General features: G+C 42.2%; 17 protein-coding genes. 9 read left to right on the forward strand and 8 right to left on the reverse strand.

Annotation, left to right across the window (positions count from 1 at the left end; genetic code table 11):
- Positions 1-92: 92 nt before the first annotated feature.
- Entirely contained in the window at positions 93-842 is a 750-nt protein-coding gene (locus EL341_RS07865; RefSeq protein WP_047780881.1) for an FNR family transcription factor, read from the reverse strand.
- Between the two features lie 615 nt (positions 843-1457).
- Between EL341_RS07865 and EL341_RS07870 the strand changes: the two genes are divergently transcribed.
- The 9 genes from EL341_RS07870 (at position 1458) to EL341_RS07910 (ending at position 10021) form a co-directional block, all read left to right on the forward strand.
- Positions 1458-1748, forward strand: a complete 291-nt coding sequence (locus EL341_RS07870) for a putative periplasmic lipoprotein (protein ID WP_074823079.1) — start codon at positions 1458-1460, stop codon at positions 1746-1748.
- Between the two features lie 259 nt (positions 1749-2007).
- On the forward strand, positions 2008-3945 hold the full coding sequence (locus tag EL341_RS07875) for an FTR1 family iron permease (RefSeq protein WP_126467530.1): 1938 nt from the start codon (positions 2008-2010) through the stop codon (positions 3943-3945).
- 60 nt (positions 3946-4005) lie between these two features.
- Positions 4006-4533: an iron transporter gene (locus EL341_RS07880; RefSeq protein WP_047780883.1), complete on the forward strand. Its 528-nt coding sequence runs from the start codon at positions 4006-4008 to the stop codon at positions 4531-4533.
- 176 nt (positions 4534-4709) lie between these two features.
- The gene (locus EL341_RS07885) at positions 4710-6080 is read left to right on the forward strand and encodes a Fe-S-containing protein (protein WP_126468253.1); all 1371 of its coding nucleotides are present in this window, start codon (positions 4710-4712) and stop codon (positions 6078-6080) included.
- A gap of 2 nt (positions 6081-6082) precedes the next feature.
- Positions 6083-7363, forward strand: a complete 1281-nt coding sequence (locus EL341_RS07890) for an ABC transporter permease (protein ID WP_074823077.1) — start codon at positions 6083-6085, stop codon at positions 7361-7363.
- Between the two features lie 13 nt (positions 7364-7376).
- Positions 7377-8489 carry an ABC transporter permease gene (locus tag EL341_RS07895; protein WP_164720480.1) on the forward strand — a complete coding sequence of 371 codons (1113 nt, stop codon included), beginning with the start codon at positions 7377-7379 and terminating at the stop codon, positions 8487-8489.
- A gap of 6 nt (positions 8490-8495) precedes the next feature.
- A complete protein-coding gene (locus EL341_RS07900; protein WP_047780886.1) occupies positions 8496-9212 on the forward strand; it encodes an ABC transporter ATP-binding protein in 717 nt (238 codons plus the stop codon).
- The gene (locus EL341_RS07905; protein WP_047780887.1) at positions 9202-9699 is read left to right on the forward strand and encodes a TlpA family protein disulfide reductase; all 498 of its coding nucleotides are present in this window, start codon (positions 9202-9204) and stop codon (positions 9697-9699) included. The genes EL341_RS07900 and EL341_RS07905 overlap by 11 nt, the downstream gene beginning before the upstream one ends.
- A 4-nt stretch (positions 9700-9703) precedes the next feature.
- Entirely contained in the window at positions 9704-10021 is a 318-nt protein-coding gene (locus tag EL341_RS07910; RefSeq protein ID WP_158487430.1) for a c-type cytochrome, read from the forward strand.
- 65 nt (positions 10022-10086) lie between these two features.
- Here the strand turns inward: EL341_RS07910 and EL341_RS07915 are convergent, their stop codons facing one another.
- The 7 genes from EL341_RS07915 to EL341_RS07945 all read right to left on the reverse strand — a co-directional run bounded on the left by EL341_RS07915 (position 10087) and on the right by EL341_RS07945 (position 22464).
- Positions 10087-10350 carry a DUF3811 domain-containing protein gene (locus EL341_RS07915; RefSeq protein ID WP_047780889.1) on the reverse strand — a complete coding sequence of 88 codons (264 nt, stop codon included), beginning with the start codon at positions 10348-10350 and terminating at the stop codon, positions 10087-10089.
- A gap of 93 nt (positions 10351-10443) precedes the next feature.
- Positions 10444-11337 (reverse strand): manganese-dependent inorganic pyrophosphatase, encoded by an 894-nt coding sequence (locus EL341_RS07920; RefSeq protein ID WP_074823070.1) that lies wholly within the window; start codon positions 11335-11337, stop codon positions 10444-10446.
- A 949-nt stretch (positions 11338-12286) separates the two neighbouring features.
- Positions 12287-12892, reverse strand: coding sequence for a response regulator transcription factor (locus EL341_RS07925; protein ID WP_053007575.1), 606 nt, complete (start codon positions 12890-12892; stop codon positions 12287-12289).
- Between the two features lie 837 nt (positions 12893-13729).
- Positions 13730-15361 (reverse strand): TolC family outer membrane protein, encoded by a 1632-nt coding sequence (locus EL341_RS07930; protein ID WP_082118956.1) that lies wholly within the window; start codon positions 15359-15361, stop codon positions 13730-13732.
- Positions 15362-16552 (reverse strand): HlyD family type I secretion periplasmic adaptor subunit, encoded by a 1191-nt coding sequence (locus EL341_RS07935; RefSeq protein ID WP_373994789.1) that lies wholly within the window; start codon positions 16550-16552, stop codon positions 15362-15364.
- Between the two features lie 64 nt (positions 16553-16616).
- A complete protein-coding gene (locus tag EL341_RS07940; protein WP_053007576.1) occupies positions 16617-18710 on the reverse strand; it encodes a type I secretion system permease/ATPase in 2094 nt (697 codons plus the stop codon).
- A gap of 112 nt (positions 18711-18822) precedes the next feature.
- Positions 18823-22464, reverse strand: coding sequence for a hypothetical protein (locus EL341_RS07945; protein ID WP_047780894.1), 3642 nt, complete (start codon positions 22462-22464; stop codon positions 18823-18825).
- Positions 22465-23066 lie beyond the last annotated feature (602 nt).

The following is a 23066-nucleotide window of genomic DNA, read 5'->3' on the forward strand; positions in this document are numbered from 1 at the left end:
CATACCTAAAGAGTAAACTATATATCAGCAACAGAACAGGAGAGGAAAGGGACTCGGATCAAGATTTTGTTAAAATGTTGATCCGAAAGTGATTATTCGCTTTGATTTTGACCGGCCAGTGTGGCCAATGTGTCGTTGTCTTGAATGGTAATATACTTGCCTTTAACGCTGAGGATTTCACTTTTTTGAAAGCGGCCCAGCAGACGGCTGATAGTTTCGACGGTTAAACCCAGGTAATTACCGATATCACCTCGTGTCATAGTCAGACGGAACTCTCTCGGTGAGAAACCGCGTTGAGCAAAACGGCGGGATAAGTTATAGATGAAGGCCGCCAAGCGTTCTTCAGCATTTTTCTTCGACAATAACAGGATCATATCCTGATCGCCTTTAATTTCACCGCTCATCAGGCGCATAATTTGCTGACGCAGGCTAGGCATTTTACCGGATAAGTCATCCAGTACTTCATAAGGAATTTCGCACACCATGGACGTTTCTAAAGCTTGAGCGAAACTTGGATGCATATGCGTTCCTATTGCATCAAAACCGACTAAGTCACCGGCCAGATGGAAACCGGTAATCTGTTCATCGCCTTGTTCAGTGATGGTATAGCTTTTGATGGTGCCAGAACGGATTGCATAGAGTGATTTCAGGTCGTCGCCGGCTTTAAACAGAGCCTGACCTTTTTGAATGGGCTTTTTACGCTCAATAATATTATCAAGCTGATTCAGTTCATGCTCATTCAGCGTAAAAGGGATGCATAGCGGGCTGATGCAGCAATCCTGACAATGAATTGCACATCCGCCTGATTGTATACGCCGAATTGTTCGCTTTTCCGGAATCATAAATATAAGCCTAATTTATTTGATATGAGTCAATTTTAACAGTTTTTGCCGCAATAGGTAAGGTCTGTACTCAAGTCTCTATTGCCGTCGTTAAAGTGTATGGAAAAAATATTAATCCATTGTTTTATAATGACTTTATCCTTTTCTTAAGATGTTGGTAATGAGGCAATAATATCCTGCGGTTTATTTTTTGAGCGAAAAGCTAAAGTAATCGTTAAAAAAATAGAATATAAAGATGTTTGCGCTAAAAGATGGTCATATTTAGTACTAGATACCAAATGCGACGATTATTTTGATTAAATTTTATCTTTTATTTAACAACCTGTTCATTTACCTGTGTAAAAATGATGAATTATCACAAAATGGGGTAAAACTAGTAGATATGACAGGTATTGAAGCGATGCTAAATCCACTCAAAGGACATTATGGATGCGCCTTGAATTTTACGCTAATCGGTAATAATTTTACAAATAGGAAGATGGGGATGGACGATTTATTCTGATCTTGGCGACGTCATTTATTCTGCTAAGCTAAGATCAGGGACAGACGATATTTCAAGCGATTTATTTTATGCCTGACTCAGGATTAAATGAATCCACTTACGGGAGAGGAAAAATGAAACGACTAATCCTTTTAGCGATAGCGGTGTTGAGCCTTAACGGCTGTGCTAGCTGGAATTTGACGTCAGAGTCAGTTAAAGCCCTCAGTAATGATGAGCTTTGCTCTCGGTTAGGTTCTGATGTGCAAATCGGTAATGTCTCTGCAGTCGCGCTATTATTGGATGAATATAAACTGAGGGCTGACAATATCGACTTTGAACGTTGCGTTATTCTGGAACGAACCGGTAAACAAAGCGTTATGCCGATACCTTATTATTATGGTTACTCAGGTTATTATCGTTACTAGTCACTCTATTCCGGGTCGATGCTTACCGTGGCCCGGATCAACCATCCTGTCTGATATGTTCCGTTTTTGCATCAACGAGATTTAATATACCGATGAAAATCACTGGATAATTCGGCGATGTAACATTTTCATTCGGTCTTTTCCGCGATTAAGAGATCGATTCTTCCATTTTTAATAATTTGATAAAGATCAGGTTAATTGTTGCCTTAAATCCCCTATAATGAGAATCACTATCAATCAGATAATGGTTATCAAAACCATGTATATCATTAAACGACTTCTCGCATTATGCATTGGATGGCTTCTGATTAACGCGGTAGCAACCGCGGCGACGGACTATCAACAACTGACCAATGATATCCAACAACGTTTAGATAAAACCGCTCAACTCTATCAGCAACAGCAGACCGCTGAAGCTCGAACAGAAGTGCAAATGGCTTATTTTGAAGTTTTTGAGAATTTAGAAGGGCCGATACGCATCAATATCTCTGCGCAAAAAAGCTATCAGATGGAAGCCGCTTTTGGTGAAATTCGTAAAATGATTGGTGATGGCAAGCCGCCGTCTGAAGTCGGTGAGAAAATTAACTGGCTGAAAAGCGAACTGAATAGTGTATTACCGGTGCTGGTTGATGGCCATAAGTTGACGGCAGAGCAGCAGCACGCTACCTATGATAACGATCAGATCGCACCTTATTGGCAGCAGAGCTTTAAGGTGATTGATGATTCGCTGGCGGAAGCCATTACGCTATACCAAAAGCACGACTATGCTGAAGCTCGCCGACGTGTCCAACAGGCTCAATATGATGGATATAAGAATTCCGAAATGGAAATGTCGGTTCGTCAAAATCGCTCATCTCAACAGGCAGGAAATATCAATCAGCAATTTTCTCAACTGATTGCTATTAGCGGTGAGCCAGACCAGATCAACGAAGTTAGCTACCGTATCACCACACTATTACAGGATTTGGAAGAGCTATTGCCAGGTCTGCCGACAACCCGTGAAGATCAACAGGTGGTATCGGTACTGGAATATAACGATGACACCACCCCAGATACTGACTGGCAAAAAGTGGTAAAAGATATTGATACTGCAGTGAATGCTTCCCTTGAACAATATCGTTCAGGTCAGATTAAAGAGGCAATGATGGCAATTCAGAATGCCTATTTTGACCTGTTTGAAGCCAGCGGTATGGAAAATAAAATCGGTTCCCGCGATTCGGCATTTAAAACCAAAATTGAAGGTTACTTCACTCGCATGGTTAGCCAGATAAAAGCGCAGCAACCAATAGAGTCTATTCAGGCTCAAGCTCAAGCACTACAGCAGGATTTGAATACCGCCGTTGAAATGCTTGGCAGCGGTGAGCAAACCAGTTGGAGCCTGCTGTTATATAGTCTGTTGATTATTGTTCGCGAAGGGCTGGAAGCATTATTAATTGTGGCGGCAATCGTGGCTTATCTGGTGAAAAATAATCATCAGGATAAACTACCGTTGATTCGTCAGTCGATTTATGTCGCACTGGCCGCCAGTGCAGTGACCGCCGTTATCTTCCAATCATTGTTCTCTAATTCTGGAGCCAGCCGTGAACTGCTGGAAGGTATTACTATGCTGATCGCAGTAGTGATGCTGTTCTCCATGAGCTATTGGCTGTTGTCGAAAGTGGAAGCTCAGCACTGGAAAGCCTATTTGGAAGGTAAACTTTCTCATTCTCTCAGTACCGGTTCGGTTGTTGGCTTATGGTTAACCAGCTTTTTGGCGGTTTACCGTGAAGGGGCTGAAACCGTACTGTTCTATTTTGCCCTAATGGGGGACTCCTCTTCGATTAGCGGCCATCTCTCTATTCTGGCTGGTTTCTTAATTGGTTGTGTGATTTTACTCATTGCTTATCTGGTGATGCGATTAAGCGTCGTCAAACTGCCATTGAAACCGTTCTTTATGTTTACCGGCTGTTTTATGTACCTAATGGCATTCGTTTTCGCTGGCAAAGGTGTCCTGGAATTAATAGAAGGGAAATTATTTGAGCCAACGCTATTGTCTGAAGTGCCTGAGATAGCTTGGTTGGGTATTTATCCTTATGTCGAAACGTTAATACCGCAAATGGCGTTGGTTATTGCTGCGCTGATTGCACTATGGGTAATGAAAAAAAGTTCGGCTGTACGAAACAGCCAACGCATAACAGGAAGCGAAAGCAGTGTTTAGAGTTAGGCTCGCCGGTAGCGGTGATTATTTGGCTAATCAACATTAAATAGGATCGAAAAGATGGCAATGAATAAAATGTTTGTAACGGGTGCTTTTATCGCCGGAATGATAACAGCGCCAGCAGCGTTTGCATTCAAAGAATATCCTGCCGGTGAACCGGTAAAAATGAATGAGTTGGAAATCGCGGCTGTTTATCTACAGCCAATTGATATGGAACCGCGAGGAATGGGGCTACCTGCCGCTAAAGCGGATATTCATCTGGAAGCAGATATCCATGCGGTTGAAGGGAATAAAAATGGTTTCGGTGCCGGAGAGTGGATGCCATACCTGACGATTTCCTACACCCTGACCAACACCGATACCGGTGAGAAGCAAGAGGGAACCTTTATGCCGATGGTAGCCGGTGACGGACCACACTACGGTGCCAATATTAAAATGATGGGTGTGGGTAACTATAAAGTGGTTTATCACATTGAGCCCCCATCAAAGGCTGGTTTACATCGCCATACCGATAGCGAAACTGGTGTTGGCCGTTGGTGGAAAGCGTTTGATGTGAGTTTTGATTTTAAATATGTCGGTCTGAACTGATAACGATGAATAACATCGGACGAATACATCAAAATGCTCGTCCGATGACTGTTTTGTCCATATTCCTACCGGGGTTGTTCGTTTATTGTGACACCGTAACGAATAGCAGCAAGTAAAAACATTGCCGCTTTAATGATGCTTATTTGACTAATTGAAAAGCGGGGTACACATTAATGATGAGTTATTTTCTGGTTTCGGTTCTGCAATCATTTTTACCGATTTCTCTGCTGTTGGGATTGAATTGGGTGGGGCGAAAAACACCGGAAGTCCGCCCGGTCGTGCTATTAAGCTTGTTAGGTTTTTTCGTCGGCGCTGTAGCAGGGATGAATCTACCTCATTCTCAGCAATGGACATTGTTGATCACCATCCTGCAAATCGTTTTTGTCGTGTTATTCCTGTTTAGTCAGGCAACTTCCTCTTTACGTATAGGCTATTTTTGGCAGCTACTGCTAATTTTTGTGGCCGCCTTACGCTGGGGACAAACCCCAAATATGAGCGCTATTACTGCAACCAGCGTGATTAATACCGAACTGCTATTAAACGTGACTGCCGTGGTCATTGGCTTGATGCTCGTTGCTTTTTCCGCTGCATTAATGGCAATTTGTGTGCGTCAGCTGCGTTATTTACGCTGGCCGCTGCTGATTATTCTTTCATTGGTATTACTGGCACCGCTATCGGGAGAATTGATGCTGGTACTGATGAAGCTGCAGGTGGTTGAGCTGACCAAGTCATTACTCAGCTATGTAGCAAAAGTCACTAATGCCAACAGCCTGATTAATTATATCGGCGCGACCTTATTGCTGTTGGTGGCGCTGGTTTATCTGTTTAGCGTGGTGCTGCCCCGTAGCGCAGCCAGAGTAGAATCGCGTCCGACAGAACATCGTAAAGCCATTGCTTATTATCGCAATGCACGTAGAACGCTACTTGTCATCATCGTACTCGCAGTATTTATCGGTCTAGCTCAGTTTTACTGGGACAAAGTCGCCTCTCAACCGCCGCGCTTGTCAGAAGCCTTACCTGTCACTCTGGCTGCTGATGGTTTGGTACATATTCCTCTGGAGCAGGTGAAGGATGGCAAACTGCATCGTTTTGTCTGGATTGCTGATGACGGTAAAGCCGTACGTTTCTTTGTGATTAACCGCTATCCGGACAAATTGCGTTTAGGCGTGGTATTTGATGCGTGTCTGTTATGTGGCGATCAGGGCTATGTAATGGAAGGTAATCAGGTTATCTGCGTGGCCTGCGATGTGCGAATCTTTATTCCGTCAATTGGTAAGCCCGGCGGTTGTAATCCGGTTCCTATTGATGAATGGAATATGACCGAAACGGAGTTGACGATCGGTAAAAAGTCACTGGAAACCGGGCTTAATTATTTCAGTACTATTATTGAACTGCAGGTAAGCGATCCGGTTGATGGCAGTAAGGTCACCAATACCAAAGCTGAACATCGCTATAATTTTGCCGGCAAAACCTATTTCTTCGCTAATGCGGCTAATTATGAAGCTTTCCGGGACAATCCTGAAAAGTATGTGAAGGAGGCGCAGTAATCATGTTATGGATCATGTTACGGCAGTCTTGGGCACGCAATATCCGCAAGAAATCGTTGGCAGTGATCACCATTTTTCTGGCGGCTGGATTGGTCTCTGCGCTGTTGGCGGTATCCATTGATATCGGCGATAAAATGGCGCGGGAGATGAAGTCCTACGGCGCGAATATCCTGATAGAACCCGCCGGGCAAGCTACGCTTCCATCACTGTTTGGTGAGAAAAATAACCCATTGGCCGGGCAAGATTTTCTTGATGAAGCGGAGCTCCCGAATATCAAGGATATCTTTTGGCGTAATAATATTATGGGCTTTGCACCGTTGCTCAGCGGTGAAGTCAACGTTAAGGGACGCGTTATTCCAGTGTTAGGCACTTTTTTTGAGCAAAAAGTAAACGTGCCTGATGAAGAAAATTATCACACCGGTCAGAAAATCATCAGTACCTATTGGCAGGTGACGGGAGAGTGGCCGGATGAAACTGGCAAATATCATCAAGCCTTGTTAGGTCAACAACTGGCACAGCAAACCGGCTGGAAAATTGGCGATACCATTCATTTGAAAGGGGCAAAAGCCAGTTTGGACGTCACGATTAGCGGTATTTTAGCCAGCGGTGGTGATGAAGAACAGCAGTTGGTTATGCCGCTGGTACAGGTACAAACGCTGCTTGGTTTACCGGCAAAAGTACAGGCTATTCGGGTATCCGCGCTAACCGTACCTGAAAATGAACTATCGCGTAAGGCCAGAGCCGATCTGGAATCTCTCGATGCGGAAGAATATGACCTGTGGTATTGCACGGCGTATGTGTCTTCCATCGCGCACCAATTAGAAGAAGCCATCTCTGGCTCCGGCGTTCGACCTATCTGGCAGGTTGCAGCATCCGAAGGTATTGTGATTGAGAAAATTCAATTATTGCTGGCGGTAGTGACATTGGCTGCGTTGCTAGCCTCTGCGATGGGGATAGCCTCACTGATGACCAGCAATATCATGGAGCGTAGTAAAGAGATTGGTCTGATGAAAGCCCTTGGCGCAAGACAGTGGCAAATCATGCTGTTGTTTTATCTGGAAGCGGCAATTAGCGGCATTATTGGCGGTTTACTCGGTTGTCTGGCTGGTTGGGGCTTAGCCAAGGGTATTGGTTTTATGCTCTTTGGCGCACCGCTAAGTTTTGCCTGGATTGTTGTGCCTTGTGTATTGGTGCTCTCAGTATTGATTGCGTTGATCGGCACTTGGTTCCCGGCGCGACGCATTGCCTATCTGTATCCGGTAGAGGTGCTATATGGCCGCTAATCCCACCTTTAGTATGTTTTGGCGTTTGGTGTTCCGCGCATTACGTTTACGGATGCAGCGAGTGGTCGTGGTTTTTGCCGCACTGGCGGTTGGGGCGGCAATCGTTACCGCGATGTCAGCGGTTTATTTTGATATCAACGCCAAAATGAGTCAGGAATTACGCACTTTTGGCGCTAACTTTTATATTGGTCCTGGCCATGGAAATACCATACCGTTGGCTGACTATCAGCAAATTATTGATGATGCGCCCAAGGGGGTGATTAATGCTGGCAGCCCCTATTTGTATGGCATGGCTCGTACCGAGTTGGAAAAAGTTGTGGTGATGGGCGTTTGGTTTGAATCGCTGAAACAAATTGTTCCTTATTGGCAAGTAACCGGCAACTGGATTGGTGTCAGTTTCGACGACCGTAATGCCATGATGGGCTATAAGCTGGCAAACCGTCTGGAGTTAAAAGTGGGGGATTCAGTGGTTCTGGTTAATGGTGACCAGAAAAAATCCCTACAGATTAAAGGCATTGTTGAGGCTGGGGATGCCACAGATAACTTATTGATTGTCAACCTACCGTTAGCGCAGAGTTGGTTAAATCAATCGGACGTTATTAGTTATGCATTATTCAGCGTTAATAATGAGAACGGGCAAGTCGATCGCTTTGCTCAACAATTACAGAAAATTTATCCGGACTTAGAGATTCGCCCAATACGTAAAGTATCGGCGTCAGAAGGTCAGGTATTAGACAAGATTAAAGGGTTGATGGGGCTGGTTTCTTTGGTGATTTTGGTACTTTCAACCTTATGCGTTAATACCACTCTGATGGCTATTGTTAGCGAACGTTCGCGCGAGTTTGCCCTACAAAAAGCGTTGGGAGCTAAGGGCAGCGATATCGTGCGCCAAATCATAGCGGAAACCCTGATTATCTCCCTGTTTGCGACGGTGGTTGGCATTATTGCGGGTTACATACTGGCGCAGATTTTAGGACACACGGTTTTCTCTGCATCGATTGGTTTGCGTATACAAGTCATACCGTTGACGTTGGTTTTATCATTGTTGGTGGCGCTGATTGCAGCCGTTCTGCCAACCTATCGGGCGGTGAAGATTGAACCCGCTAAAGTTCTGAAAGGAGAATAAAAGGTGATGCAGCAACAGACAGAGCAAGAGCAACCATCACCTTGGGTGATTGAAACTCGTCATTTATACAAGCGCTTCGATCAGGTCATCGCACTGGATGATATTAACTTGCAGATAAAGCGCGGTGAATTTATTGCCATCATGGGGGCATCAGGTTCGGGTAAAACTACCTTAATGAATATCTTGACCTGTCTGGATACCGCCAGTGAAGGACAGGTCATTCTTGATGGAACGGATGCCGCCGTATTAGATGAGGAAGGGCGTCGGGCTTTCCGCGCCGACAAGATTGGTCTGGTGTTTCAACAGTTTCACCTGATACCGTTCCTGACGGCGTTGGAAAACGTGATGCTGGCTCAGCATTATCATAGTGTGGTGGATGAAGCGGCGGCACGTAAGGTACTTGAGCAAGTTGGGCTAGCGCATCGTGTTGATCACTTACCTAGCCAGCTTTCCGGCGGTGAACAGCAGAGGGTTTGTATTGCCCGAGCGTTGGTTAATGAACCCCCGGTGATTTTTGCCGATGAGCCAACGGGTAATTTAGATGAACAAAATGAACAGTTGGTTCTGGGGTTGTTGGAAGACTTGCATAAGCAGGGACGAACCATTGTTATGGTGACGCATAATCCTGAATTGGGAAAGTTTGCCGATCGAATTGTACGTTTGCAACATGGGAAATATTTGAGTGAAGAAATTAATCATCATGAGGTAGAACATGTTAATTGATGGCAGAAAATTAAGCACAGTTCTCCTGCTGGCCGCGACGCTGTTGCTTAGCGCCTGTAAAGAAGAAAAAGCCAGCGTGGGAGCACCGGCTCCGACATTAGCGGCTTATGATTTGCAGGGAAATCAAGTGTCATTAACCCAGTGGAAAGGGAAGTATGTCTACCTTAATTTTTGGGCATCTAACTGTGGTGGCTGTCTGGTCGAGATGCCAACGCTAGAAAAGTTGAGCCAGTCTCACCGTGATAACATCGTCGTTGTCGGGATAAATACCGACCGGGAAGAGGCTAATATTCAGACACTGCTGCAAGATAGACAAGTCACTTTCCCAAATGTTCGCGATCAGATGGCGATTACGCAGGAACGCTATCAGGTTATCGGTACGCCAACATCATTCTTGATTGACCCTGAAGGAAAGTTACTGGCTCAGTATGTCGGCATGATGAATGAACCGCAGCTTAAAGCTATTTTTGATAAATCAAAAGGGTAAGCCGGTGACCGATTTGATGAGAACCCTAAGGGTTAGTTTGCTGCTAAGTGGATTGTTATATAGTGTTTCGCTTAGCGCTCAAACGACAGCGGGATTTTACTCTCAGAGCTGTGCTTCCTGTCACGGCAGAAACGGTGAAAAGACCGCATTGAATAAAGCCAGAGCATTATCCACTCTCGATGAGGCACAAGTTATTGAGGCCTTAACCGTAAGGCGAGATGGAAAAATTAAAGGTGCAGGCAATAAGGTGAAGATGCGTCTTAGTGATGATGAGATTAAACATTTGGCCGAATATATCCAGACCCTTAAAGTAGCAAAATGAAAACAGTAGAATTTTTATTTCTTATTGGTAGGGGCTGAATCAGCCCCTGTTCTATGCGGGAATACTCAGCGAACACCACGGGAGTGATTTTTCTTACTCCAGTCGAATGTTTCATCACTTGGTTTATATTTCTGCTTTTTCTTTTCGGCGCGAGCTTTTTTATCTTCTTTTTCCTGTTCCTTCATGATTAAAGCAATAATCTCATCTTTAATCTTACCTTTCTCACCGTTGGTCAGATCCCTACCTAGTTCGCGTTTAGCTTGTGCATGCTGCATGTGGATTCGCTGTAGCTGGCTTTCAGTTAAATCTTTTAAGGTCAGTTTCTTCATTGTTACTCCGTCAGTGAAGGTTATCGGAAATAGTGTAGTCTAAATTCTAGTAAAGTGGTGGGGCTGATATCAGAACTGCAATGACAACGTAGCTTATGTGTTTAATACCTCATTTAGCCAGGGAACCAACTGTTTTTTCCTGCTTAACATGTTATCGAACGTTACAGGCGTCTGACTGATAGGATTGTCAGCAGAAAAGTAAATCTGGCTCTGCGACGTGGATAACGAGGTCACCATCAGAACGTAGAAGTCTAAGCCTTCATGTTTAGCGCGTTTTTCCATTTCTTCTGCGATCGCCGAAATTTTATCTTCAATAGCGGCAAAACTACTGATTTCAATTTGCGCCAGAATCAGCTTTTTGTCGTTAATGACGTAATTTTTCTCGTCCTTTTGCAGTAGTCGAGGAATACTGAGCCCGCTAATATCAGTTTTAGCATTGAGTAAGCGCAAGGTGAATTCATGCAGATCGACATGGGATAGCTCTGCTAATTTTTGGGCGGCTAACCGGTCTTGAGCTGTTGTCGTGGGTGATTGGAAACCAAGGGTATCACTCAGAATAGCCCCTAATAGCAACAACGAGTGAGCTGGGGTTAATTGGTATCCATCGGTCTGTGACACAATGTCATAGACTAACGTTGCACAGCATCCCACTTTTCTTATCCAAGCATCCAATGGTTCAGCGGTGATTAATGAACCTAAGCGATGGTGGTCGATAAGGCCAATAACGTTGCTTTTACTTAATCCAGTTGGGCCTTGTTCCAGGTCACTAAAGTCAACCAGCCAGACGTCTTCTTCGGCCACATTTTTTTCCAGTAAATCGGGTGCAATGCATTGGGCTTCGGCAAGTAAAAAATTCGTTTCAGGGTTAAGTTCACCCAGTCGGTAGGCTGTTGCCGCTCTGCCTGTTGCGTTTAACCAATCACTCACAACGATGCTACAACAGATAGAATCACTATCTGGATTAAGGTGGCCAAAAACAGAAATCATAGGGGATATCCTGAAAAGCGGTGATTTGAGATAGACGGGGAGAGACCGCCGCTTAAATTGCGTAAAGATAGTCAGTCAAAATGATGGCTATAGCCTACCATAAACAAAGGGGAATACGTTATCGCTACTGAGCGTATCCGTTGATGTAGATATGCTTTAAATATCATTTATTTTAAAGCGTAGTAGTGTCAGTTTGTCAGGAGAGAACGCTGCATATTTGCTGCATTTTTTATTATTAAGCCTGCTATTTATTATCTTCATGGCATTAAATTGTGCGATTGAAAGGTATTATCAATCGCACTAATAGGTGAAAATGTTGTTTAATGTTTAAAGGCAATCACTTTAGGTTTTATACCTATTAAGTTTCGATTATTGTTTTTATTTTGAAGTTAAATGCTGATTATTGTTTATTTACATTGTAATTTAACATTATAACTTAACATTTCCATCACAACTCAGTGGTAAAATACCGGATGATAGCTAAGCTATTTAATATGATTTATCACGTTTTAAATGAATATTTTTAATGTGATACCTGCTATATGATGTTTTTCAAGCGGTGAGGTACTTACAATGAAAGTCTTACTGTTCGTAACCGGTTTTGTGCTATTGGTATTTTATTCAACATTGTTCATTATCAGTATGCCGTAATTAAATTTTTCATAGGTTATCAGAAGATTGGCAATATAGTGGAGTTAAATGCTGACAATACGATTATACTTTTTTAATATAATAATCGTCACTATATTACATTAAAGATATATTAAATTGCGTTGTGCTGAACGGTTGATGGAATACCTTGATTTTCATATTATATGAAAAGGATGGGAATATTATTGGCAACATATTAATAAACATGGTTGATAATCTATTTTCGCCCAAAGATGAGTTATTCAAACAATCCATTGAAGCTTTCAGGGGAATGTGGACGTATTCCCCTGAAGGTGTGTTAAACCGAAAAATGACCTAGCTTAAACAGATCAAGAGAGTTCTTGATTTCTAGTTTAAACATAATGTTATAGCGATGAACGCTAACTGTCTTGCTACTGATATTTAATTTTTCAGCAATATCTTTGTTAGACAGACCTTGAGTGATGAATTGCAAAATTTCGCGTTCACGGTTTGTCAATGTTGCGGTTTTGCTGACTTTATCGTTACAAAGCTTATTTTTAGGAATGCATTGGAAACCATTCATAACCAGCTTTGATACTAGCGTAAGTGATTCAATATCATGTGTTTTATCAATGATACCATCGATGGATACATCCAGAGAGTTGATGATATTAGAATTAGAATTTTCTGATGTCAGCCCGATAATTTTAGTCGATGCATTTTCACCATGAATTTCTTTGACCAGTTTATCTTTATTGATTAAGTCAATATTGATAAGGACAAGCTGTATATCCTGATTTTTTATCATATCCACTACACCAGATGTTGAGTGAATGGCGCCTACGATATCTAGAAAATCAGTGTTTTTTAATATTTCACTGATAGCGAAACATACGAATTGATTATTATCGACGATCAACGTCTTTATTTTGCCTTTGTCCATTTTAAGTGCCTATCGTTTGTTTAATACCGCATTCATGATTCTTATGTTGAATGCAATGAAATCTCATAACCATGATAAATCCATCATAAAAAATGATGATTGAGTGATTTATATATAGCTAATTGAGACTGCGCTATTGCTAAAATAGTATGCTGAAGCATTTTAATGACTTATATTTCCTAATCTCATTTAATTAACAAACATAAAAGCTATCAATTAGATAATTTTTCATTATCCACTCCCCAATTATTGGAACAGTAAGTCATTAGAGTTTTTCAGGTGTTTTCTTTGGCATATTTCTATGCTTTTGGGTGCTTTTTCATCGTTATAGTCATGTTGCCAAAATCAGACCATTTCACGGTTCTGACTTAATAAATTAAACAAGTACACATTTAAAAACTTACGATGAAAAAAAACCATTAAAACGCTCAATAAATCCGCTCTGTCAGTAATGACGTATTAATCTTAATCGTTATACATTCTCGAGTGTCCTTATCAGAAAATTCAGTGTACGAAAGCGTTTTCTGTAATACAACGCATCATCTATAAAATTCAATGTCCACAGGATATTCGCCACCTTAGCGACTAACAGGGGACAGCTTTCTCGTTTAGGCGGTAACTTTTAATCCAAAGCTTTAAGTTCAGTCCTAAACGACAGTAAACACAATCGACTCCGTTATAATTAAAGTGCTCTCCCTGACAACGAAGTCGAAAGTGTCTGATTTCCAAAATCCTGCCTGTGGCGCTTTAGTTAGAACAGACTGTTTAGCGGCCATCGCACGATCATCATTCATATTGATATTTAATGAAATGTATTTAATATCATTAAAATCAATATCATTTGCTTCTAACTCCAATCAGGAGCAATGGATCCTCTATTTCTTTAACCGGTTGTTGATTATCAAGGTCGTTGATCTTATTTTCATGAATAATGTTTTTAGTTTCGTATTTTAAACTCGCGTCATTCGATGGGGTGCTTACTGCACTTTTATCTATGATCGAGGTGCCTAGAATGGTTCTTTTTTCGATATTTTTTTCCTGAACCAGTGGCGCCTTAGCACTTAACGTTTCAATTAATTCAATTTTTCTTTGATTTTCAGGGTGTTGTACCTGCGCCTGATTTTCAGTGATGTTTATAGGTTTTTCGGTTTGGCTATTATTAAATCCAAGCATGTCAGTGACAAAATTTCCATCATTTTGTTTATCAAAATTGACCTTGATATTGAATGCATTATTTATTTCACCGAGCTCAGAGAATACCCGAATTAAAAGAATTCTAAAGTTAAATTCAGCATTTACTTTATTACTCATGGTTTGAAAAAATTCTTGCTCTGAGTTGAGTACGTCTAAGACCGAACGGCGATTTACCTTGTATTGCTCGTGATACAGTTCTTTTACTTCCTGAGAGTGAATAATACGTTGAGCATAGATATTCGCCTGATTTTCCTGGCTGAGTGCATCCTGATACATTTGTGAAACTTTGGTCGATAGGTCTTCAATTGATTTCTCAATGTTCCAGCGGGCACTTTCTACCCGTTGTGCAGCCCCGCGGCTACGATAAATCGCACCACCACCGTCAAAAACGTTACTGTTAATATTTAGCATCACTAAGGTGTCATTCTCACCATAAGTTGTCGTTTTTCCCTGTGATAGTGACACGCTTAATGCCGGCATCCAACTTTTACTGGTGTAAGCATACTCAGAAGCTGCGGCTTCTTTGTTGGCTTTTATTGCTTTTACGCGTGGAGAATTAGCGATTCGCTGTTTCATTCGACCGCTAAGCTTATTTTTCAGCTGTTTTACATCAGGCACGCTTAGACCAGAAGGGCGCTTGCCAACAAGAATTAAATAGTCTTCTTGAGCGGCTTTCAGTTGAGCTTCGTAGTTGGATAACTCAGCATCAAGACCTTTTATGCGGACTTCTACTTGTTCTACGTCTCCACGACTATCCACACCACCGCTGGCTCTGGCTTCCGCCAGCGTTAAGATATTTCGGTGTTCAATACTATTTTTCTTGTTTATATCAATAAGATCTTGGTATTTAAGGATGTTTAAATATATTTCGGCTACCTTAGACGAAAGCACTTCCGCCTCATCGAAGGCGGTGTAAACTTCTGACGTCCGGTTATGCTCAGCGTAATCAACGCGATCGCCGGTACGACCAAAGTCGAAAATATTTTGTTCAACTTTTAGTGAGTAGGTATTACCGTCGTCATTGTTATTATTATCTTTATTGGTTTTGGTTAGTTCATTACCTGCGTTGAGTGAAACATTGGGTAACCAGCCGCTTCTGGCCTCACCAATAGAACTTTCCGCTGAAGCAATTCTCCCGGTATGATATTTAATGGTCGGAGAGCGGTTAATGGCCATCTGTAATGTTTCCTTGATGGTTTCAGCACTTAGCTCCGTGGTTGTCATTGTGCAATACGTTAACGCAATTGTGAGCATTATTTTATTGTAATTAGTCACTTATCTTTCCCTCAGTGCTTCTTTGGCTTTATTTAGCGGCTTGATTAAGTAATCGAAGACCGTCTTTTTCCCTGTTTTAATATCTACCGTGGCCAACATCCCTGGAACAATTTCGTGGAGCTTTCCGTCTGGTGTTTCAAGCGCTGAACGCTCTGTTCGTACGAAAACTTTGTAGTAATATTGTTCACGGCGTACCTGATCCTGAATGGTATCTGGAGAGATACGCTCTACTGTGGCATCCATGGTGCCGTAGATAGATGATTCATAAGCACTAACCTTCACGATAGCTTTTTGGTTCGGATGGATAAAAGCGATATCGCGTGGATTGATTTTTACTTCGATTAATAGCTGATCTTCTGAAGGAACGACTTCCATCAATTTACCGCCAGGCTCAAGTACGCCACCAACGGTCGTTACCTGAACGTCTTTTACAATTCCTTTTACCGGAGAGACAATAATGGTACTAGCAAGCTGATCTTTTCGTTGCAGCAGTTGGAAATAGATAGAGTCCAGTTCATTTTTCTTTTTCACCAATTCTTCTTTGGCTTGTTCAAAATAGTGATTTCGTGCTTCCGTGACCTTATTTTTCAGTTCGTTTTCTTCACGTCTTAAACGTAGCTCTTCCACTTGGCTTACTGCACCTTTGGTAACCAGTGGTCGGATAAGGTTTAATTCGTTTTGCGTGAGCTTAAGGCTACGCTGTAAACCCGAGACATTTTCATCCAGACTTCTGCGGCGAGAAAGCAGCAGGGACATTTCATGATCGATAAGCACTTTATTCTCATCCATCAGTTCTTTATCACTGAGGTTTTTATCTTCAATGCCGCTGTTATATTCACGTAACAGTAAGACAAAATCGGGTCTACCTTTTTCATCTTTAATTTCAGCGGTTAAGCGAGCTATGCTGACCGCTAAGGCTTTTACTTTAGCTCCAATTTCGTTATAACCCGCCTGAAAGCGTGTGGCATCCAGGATCGCCAGTTGTTGACCAGCAGTAACGATATCGCCTTCACGCACCATCAATTCACGGATCACACCGCCATCGCGGGTCTGAATAACCTGCGAGCGGTTCCAGGTAACAACGGTTCCCTGACCGTTGGTCACTTCATCTAATTCGGCAAAGTTAGCCCAAACAATCAGGACAAAACAGGTGATTAATATCAACCAAATAATGGTGGTGTTTTTACCCATCTCTTGTTCACCAATATTGGCGATTCTTTTCTTTTTATTAAAAAAACTCATTTTGTCATCCCTGTTAATTTGATGATTTCAGTCTTTGTAAGACTTGATCTCGTGGCCCATCAAGAACAATGCTTCCCTGGCTCATCACGATGATCCTATCGACCAGTTTGAGCGGTGCCTGACGGTGAGTGACAATAATGAAAGTTTTATCTTTTATATGACTGCCTAAAGCATTCACTACGTGGTTTTCCAATTTTTCATCCATATTGGCAGTCGGTTCATCGAGAAATAGAATGGGGGAGTTGCGTAATAGCGTTCTGGCCAACAGGAGCGTTTGCTTTTGCCCACCGGATAATCCTCGACCACCTTCCGCAATCGATAAATCCAACCCTTTACCGGTTTTTAATAAACTGGCGGCGCCAGCAATATTGAGTACTTCAACAATCTGCTCTATTGAGGTCTGAGGTTTACCCAAGATCAGATTTTCGCGAATGGTGCCGTGGAACAACTGTGCGCCTTGAGGAAGGTAAGCAACATCTCGGCGGATATCGTTATTGGATATATCCTTCATCACCAGCCCATCCAGCAGCAATTCACCTTCAGTTGCTTCGGCAATACCGGATACCAGACGGAGTAAAGTTGATTTACCTGCACCAATAGAGCCTAAAATGGCGATTTTTTCTCCCGGGGTAATCTTGAGGCTGTTAATGTTTAACACCATAGGAGACTCTTGATTAAAGCGGTATTTCACATCTCTTAAGCTGAAGTTACCTTTGATCGAATCCGTATGAAGTGTTTCATCAAAAGGTTTTTGATCTAATGGTTTTTTCAGGAATTCATCTAGTCCAGTTTTTGCCATTTTGGCATGCTGCCAGCGGGTTAATACCTGCGCTAATTGGCCTAATGGCGCTACGGTTCTACTGGAGAGAATGGAACAGGCAATTAACGTACCGGTAGTGATATCGTTATTAATGACCAGATAAACCCCAATCGCGATAACGCTGATATAAACCAGCTGTTGAACAAACTGACACCAGTTAGTAATCAGGCTTGCCCAATGACGCTGTTCAAGAGAAATCTGGGCGGTGGTGGTATTACATTCATTCCAGGTGCGAAGAAAACGGTCTTCTGCCTGCATAATTTTTATATCTTCGAGACCTTCTACGGTTTCAACCAGCATAGAGTTGCGAATGGCGCTTTCACGAATACCTTGTTGAGAAAGGCGTGATAGAGGCCATTGGGCAATCAATCCCGGAATAACAATCAGTGGAATAGCCAGTAGTGGGGCAAAAGCTAACTCGCCACCGATAAAGGCGATAACTCCAATGAAGAGAATAATAAAAGGCATATCAACCATAGCAATAACGGTTGTTGAGGTTAATAGTTCACGAATATGCTCGATTTCTCTTAACTGAGCCACGAAAGCGCCAGTGGAGTTGGGTCTGGCATCATTTTTAATTCTTAATGCGCGAGAGAAAAACATGCCCGACATAAACATATCGGTTTTTTTACCGATGGCATCGGCTAAGTGGCTACGGGCCAGGCGTAATCCCATATCCATCAGAAGAGCAACGGTTACACCGATAAACAGTACCCATAATGTTGAGTATGACTGAGCTGGAATAACCCGGTCATAAACCTGCATAGAAAAGAGGGCGCTGGACAGGGCAAGAATATTACCAAACAAAGCGCCAAGAGCGATTTGACCATAAAATCTGGCATCTTTGGAGATCAACTGTAATAGCCAGTTCTCTTTATACGGCTTAAGAAAATCATCAATTCGTTTATCTTTAGCTCGCTCTTTGTTATAGACGAGCCAAAGTTCACCGTCTCTTAAAGATTCTAGTTTTTCTAAATCTATCTGGGTTTTAATATCCGGAGAGATATTAAATGAAACGGTTGCAGTTTTATTTTCATTAATACTGAAAACCACAACAGCCTGATTATCTTTCAACGGTACAAATACCGGAAAGAGTAGTGATGGTATACGCTCCAGTTTTTCGTCTAACTTCTTACATTTCAAGCCAATATGGTCAACCAGGCGAGTCATTAATTCATCATGACTACCGCCATTTTGAATAATGTGCTGTAAGTTATTTACCGTAACATTGACGCCCAACTCACGAGCGATAATTGTTACGCATTCATTCCATGGAGAGAATTCCATAACCAATCCTTTGCCTTCATATTTATATAAAACAACTAATTATTAATTAATAACTATCAAGTAATAATGATTAATTAATAAAGGGGCGAGAATCCGCCCCTTTGGGGGGTAATTACATTACAGAAATACCGTTTTGAACCCAGATCTGTGCATCTTCGTCTTTATCGTAGACATACAGATTGTATTCAACGCCATTTTTGTTAGCGACAGCAACGTTAGTCCAACTGGTTAAATCCAGATCAACTTTGTCTTCAGAATCACCATTAACAAACAGTTTCTTCTCATCGTTTAGCTTAACCAGATCGTCATACTTAACATCCAGCGTCAGGGCGGAAGTGGTATTTAAATCGATTTGCTCGATGTTGCTCAGTTTGTTTAAGGTTGTTGAATCGATGGTTTTCGCTTCGGTATCACCAAAGAACACGGTATCAAAGCCTTTGCCGCCATCAATTGAAGTGAACTTGTCAGACATAACCATAATGTGATCGTTACCGTCTCCGGCATTCACTTTAGTTACACCTTTCAGTCCGTCAATAACATCGTGACCTTCGGTACCGACAGCCGATTCATAGTTACCTTCAACATATTCGCCAGGCTTAGTGACATCACCATGCTCACCCGTTCCACGGATAGAACCATCGTTGTTGTAAGTACGGCTATACAGGTTGCCACCGGTATCTGATACTTCAGACCAGGTAACCGCAAAGCCACCGTCAGCCAAAGCAACAACTGAAGGCAGTGAACACGTACCTGGATCGTCAACACCTTTATCAACAATGATTTCTGGCGTGATTGCTTGACCATAAATATCAAAAACACGAGAAACAACGTGAGACTCGCCTTCGGTAGTCATAGAGGCCCAAGTGACAACATAGTTTCCGTTTTCCAGAACAGTGATGTCGTGTGCGCCAACCAAAGTGTTCATCAGAACGCCTTGAGCACCATCGGTTGTAGTATTGACTACGGTAGGCTCTGCATCAATCGGTACTAACTTATTATTTACGATTTGGAAGCGTTGTAACAGTAAGTCACCTTTGTCGCCGCCAGAAATGCGTGCCCATGAAACAGCGAAAGTACCGTCATCCAGAGCAACAATCTTAGGTGCAACGTCAGCGGAACCTTTAGGTGCATTGGTATTTAGGGTAACGCCATCCAGAACGATCTTGCCAGTTTTGAAGTCAACAACAGACAGTTTCAGATCGATTGGATTCTTCAGGAATTGATCCAGAGACCAGTCTTTACATCCCTGCTGCCATACGACCGCGTATTGACCGCCACCGATATCTGAACCGGCTAAGCCTTGGCTGTCACTACCTGGGTTAGTTCCAAACAGGAAGTTACAAACTTTGTCGAATACGCCATTGTTGGTGGTGATATAGCCATTTTCAGACAGGAAGCCACCTAACAAGATGTCATGTGGGGTTTCCAGATTGTCACTTACCTTGACCAGATTACCGTTAGCATCTTCAGCATAGCGCATGCTATACAGGTTGGTACCCGCTTCTAACAGGTTGAAATCGAAGAAGCTCAGTACTTTATCAACGATAGACTCGATCGGTTCAACAGCCAGCTTCAGAATACCTTCAACGATGGTATCGATCAGAGAACCGACGATTGGAATGCCTTTTAAACCTAAAGCACTACAGAATTCTCTCACCAGGCCAGAAACATCTAGGTTATCGACGATATTTTCTAAATCAAGAGGTTCACGGTTGTTGCTGCCGGTAAAGACAACGCTACCATCTTCCATTTGAATAATAGAGGTGCTATGTGCACCTTGACCGATAAGTGCGGTAGCAATGTGGTTGGTCAGGGTATTCACGAAGCCATCAACCATTGCTTTGAAGTCTGTATCCGGAAGGATATGCAGGAAATCAATGGTTTTCAGAGCGCTGGTCAGGAAGTCAGCAATTGGGTTAACGATGCCTGATAAAGTATTGGTAATGAAGTCAGCAACGTTGTCCGGCAGCCATTCTTTCAGGAAGCCATTCATTCCGCCGATATCATTATGTGCTTTAACCATCTGTGGGCCGTTGGTAATTGGCGTACCTTCAGCGGTGAAACGCTCAAATACCACATCATGACCGGTATAGCTGGTTGCGTCACCATTCTTGGCGTAAAGCACGGTAATTGCGCCATCAACAGGTGATACAGCAACATCAAAGTTACTCAGGAATTGTTGGGCAGTTGCTCTGCTGTAACCATCGGCAACATTTTTGTCACCCAGAGTCATTTCATTAACCAGCGCACCCTGAGCATCAAAGATTTTAACTTTAATATCATAGAACTTAGAACCCGGTGCTTCGGTTTCTGGATAAGCTACCAGATAGCCGCCGTTAGGCAGGGCACGGGTGATAGAAATTGGTGCGTCAACCTCGTTATCAGTTTCGACTCCACGAATGTCAGCCGTAATGACAGACATATTGTAAGGTTTTTGTTCGAAAGTGATATCAGCGGTTTTGGTTGAATCAGTAACTGGTGCCGTAATCACAGTACTAACGTCAAAATCATGCTTACCAACAGGTAAATTTTCAACTTTAACTGACCAATTACCATCTTTGCCTACGGTGGTGGTGCCAACAACTTTATCACCATCCATCACGTTTACCACAGAACCTGGGGTTCCCAGACCATGGATAGTTGGTGAGGTAATCTCAGTGGTAGCAGAGATATCGATGGCGTTTTCACCGTCACTCATACCAATAATGGTGGCTTTGGTTGTGACAGGAACAGTGATTTTTGCTGTGTTACCTAAGTCATCCGCCATGCTGATGACGCTGGTGCCAGGAATTAATGCGGTGCCATCGGCCAGAGTGATTTTGTAGTTGCCTTTATCATCGGCTTTCACTTCATAATCAGTTTTACCGTCACCATCTACGTCTAACTTGATTACTGCACCAGGCTCGGTTTTACCAGTAATAACGTTGAGATCCTGAGAAACGACCATGGATTCAGAATCAGGTGCAGTTGCGTCAATAATGGTTTTAACCAGTACTTTTTCGCCTGATTTGTTTAGAACCCAAACAGTAACCGTTGCCCCATCAGGAATAGTGATTGGTGCAGGGAAAGTCCAGTTGCCATTTGCATCTGTTGTCGCGGTAAAGTCATGCTGACCATCGCTGTTTACATCAATATAAACCGTGGTATTTTTCGCATCACTTGCGCCAGACAGGCTCGAACCATTTGAACGATTAATCGTCAGAGTCGTTGCATCACCCGCGTCGCTTGGATTTGGACCGCGAGAGCCAGAGGATGAATCTTTGTTGTGGTCAACGGCTAAAGCGATAAGACCTGCGACGCCTGCAGCACCTAAACCTAATGCAACAAATAAACCGGTATTATCATCACCATCTTCAGCGACTGCGCCTTCTTCGCCACGTAGTTCATAGTAATCCCAACCGGAGATAACGTCTTTTAATTGCTCTGGGGTATAGGCAATAACTTCGCTACCATCAGCATAAAGACGCTCATCACCCAGAACAATTTGTTTTTCCGGTAAGCCTGATTGAGGATCGTTATCGATAGTGATAGAACTCATTGCCTGATCGGCTGGGCCGAAAAAGTTATCAACATTAATGACTTTGCCGTCTGTGGTATGAATCACTAATTGTGATCCAGAACGAGACATGTTGGCGATGTTGCCATTATTGCCTTCAACAAATAAACGAGTGCCTGGGTTTGCGCTAATGCTTGTTGATAGATCCAACGGCATTTCTTGTACAGCTTGCCCTGCTTTTTGTACGTATAGTTTCATATCCATAACCTATATTTGAGGTGTAAAATTAGCTTTAAAGATAAATATTTAATTTAAGGGGATTACCAGCTAATAGTTTCCATTAACAGTGTAACTTTCTATATTTTGTTTAAATGCATTAATGTCAAATTTTTCAATCTAACAAATCCACTCCCTCCTCATTCGGCTTCATATGCTTATTTATGTGCGAGTCAAATTTAACAAAAAAAATATATAATGCAAATTTAAAGAAAAGATATGTTGCTGTTTTTATATGAAAATAAGTACTGATTTATAATAATTTAGATTTCATTTATAAAAACAAAGTTATACTTATGTGGTGGTGTGGTGTTGTTAATTTTTTTTTAGAACTCCTTTGATACCTGTGTCTTCTTGGTTTTTTGTTTTTTATTTTAAAGTAAAATCAATGAGTTAATTTTAAACATTGTTTTTATCGATTAAAAATGAATGCGTTTTAATTAATTTCATGGCGCGACTATTATGTAAGTGAAAATAACTTATATAGGGTTGATGGTAACTTTTGAAGGATTGAGATTGACATATTTCTCTAAGTTATTAAGAGTCACTTTATAATAAGATTGCTTGTCAGGTAAAATGTTTTT

It is taken from the genome of Pragia fontium, from assembly GCF_900638655.1.
Lineage (GTDB): Bacteria > Pseudomonadota > Gammaproteobacteria > Enterobacterales > Enterobacteriaceae > Pragia > Pragia fontium.

What these genes read in the sequence shown, in the direction of transcription:
- EL341_RS07865 (WP_047780881.1), bottom strand. Translation starts at nt 842, where the DNA reads ATGATTCCGGAAAAGCGAACAATTCGGCGTATACAATCAGGCGGATGT.
- EL341_RS07870 (WP_074823079.1), top strand. Translation starts at nt 1,458, where the DNA reads ATGAAACGACTAATCCTTTTAGCGATAGCGGTGTTGAGCCTTAACGGC.
- EL341_RS07875 (WP_126467530.1), top strand. Translation starts at nt 2,008, where the DNA reads ATGTATATCATTAAACGACTTCTCGCATTATGCATTGGATGGCTTCTG.
- EL341_RS07880 (WP_047780883.1), top strand. Translation starts at nt 4,006, where the DNA reads ATGGCAATGAATAAAATGTTTGTAACGGGTGCTTTTATCGCCGGAATG.
- EL341_RS07885 (WP_126468253.1), top strand. Translation starts at nt 4,710, where the DNA reads ATGAGTTATTTTCTGGTTTCGGTTCTGCAATCATTTTTACCGATTTCT.
- EL341_RS07890 (WP_074823077.1), top strand. Translation starts at nt 6,083, where the DNA reads ATGTTATGGATCATGTTACGGCAGTCTTGGGCACGCAATATCCGCAAG.
- EL341_RS07895 (WP_164720480.1), top strand. Translation starts at nt 7,377, where the DNA reads ATGTTTTGGCGTTTGGTGTTCCGCGCATTACGTTTACGGATGCAGCGA.
- EL341_RS07900 (WP_047780886.1), top strand. Translation starts at nt 8,496, where the DNA reads ATGCAGCAACAGACAGAGCAAGAGCAACCATCACCTTGGGTGATTGAA.
- EL341_RS07905 (WP_047780887.1), top strand. Translation starts at nt 9,202, where the DNA reads ATGTTAATTGATGGCAGAAAATTAAGCACAGTTCTCCTGCTGGCCGCG.
- EL341_RS07915 (WP_047780889.1), bottom strand. Translation starts at nt 10,350, where the DNA reads ATGAAGAAACTGACCTTAAAAGATTTAACTGAAAGCCAGCTACAGCGA.
- EL341_RS07920 (WP_074823070.1), bottom strand. Translation starts at nt 11,337, where the DNA reads ATGATTTCTGTTTTTGGCCACCTTAATCCAGATAGTGATTCTATCTGT.
- EL341_RS07925 (WP_053007575.1), bottom strand. Translation starts at nt 12,892, where the DNA reads ATGGACAAAGGCAAAATAAAGACGTTGATCGTCGATAATAATCAATTC.
- EL341_RS07935 (WP_373994789.1), bottom strand. Translation starts at nt 16,552, where the DNA reads ATGGGTAAAAACACCACCATTATTTGGTTGATATTAATCACCTGTTTT.
- EL341_RS07940 (WP_053007576.1), bottom strand. Translation starts at nt 18,710, where the DNA reads ATGGAATTCTCTCCATGGAATGAATGCGTAACAATTATCGCTCGTGAG.
- EL341_RS07945 (WP_047780894.1), bottom strand. Translation starts at nt 22,464, where the DNA reads ATGAAACTATACGTACAAAAAGCAGGGCAAGCTGTACAAGAAATGCCG.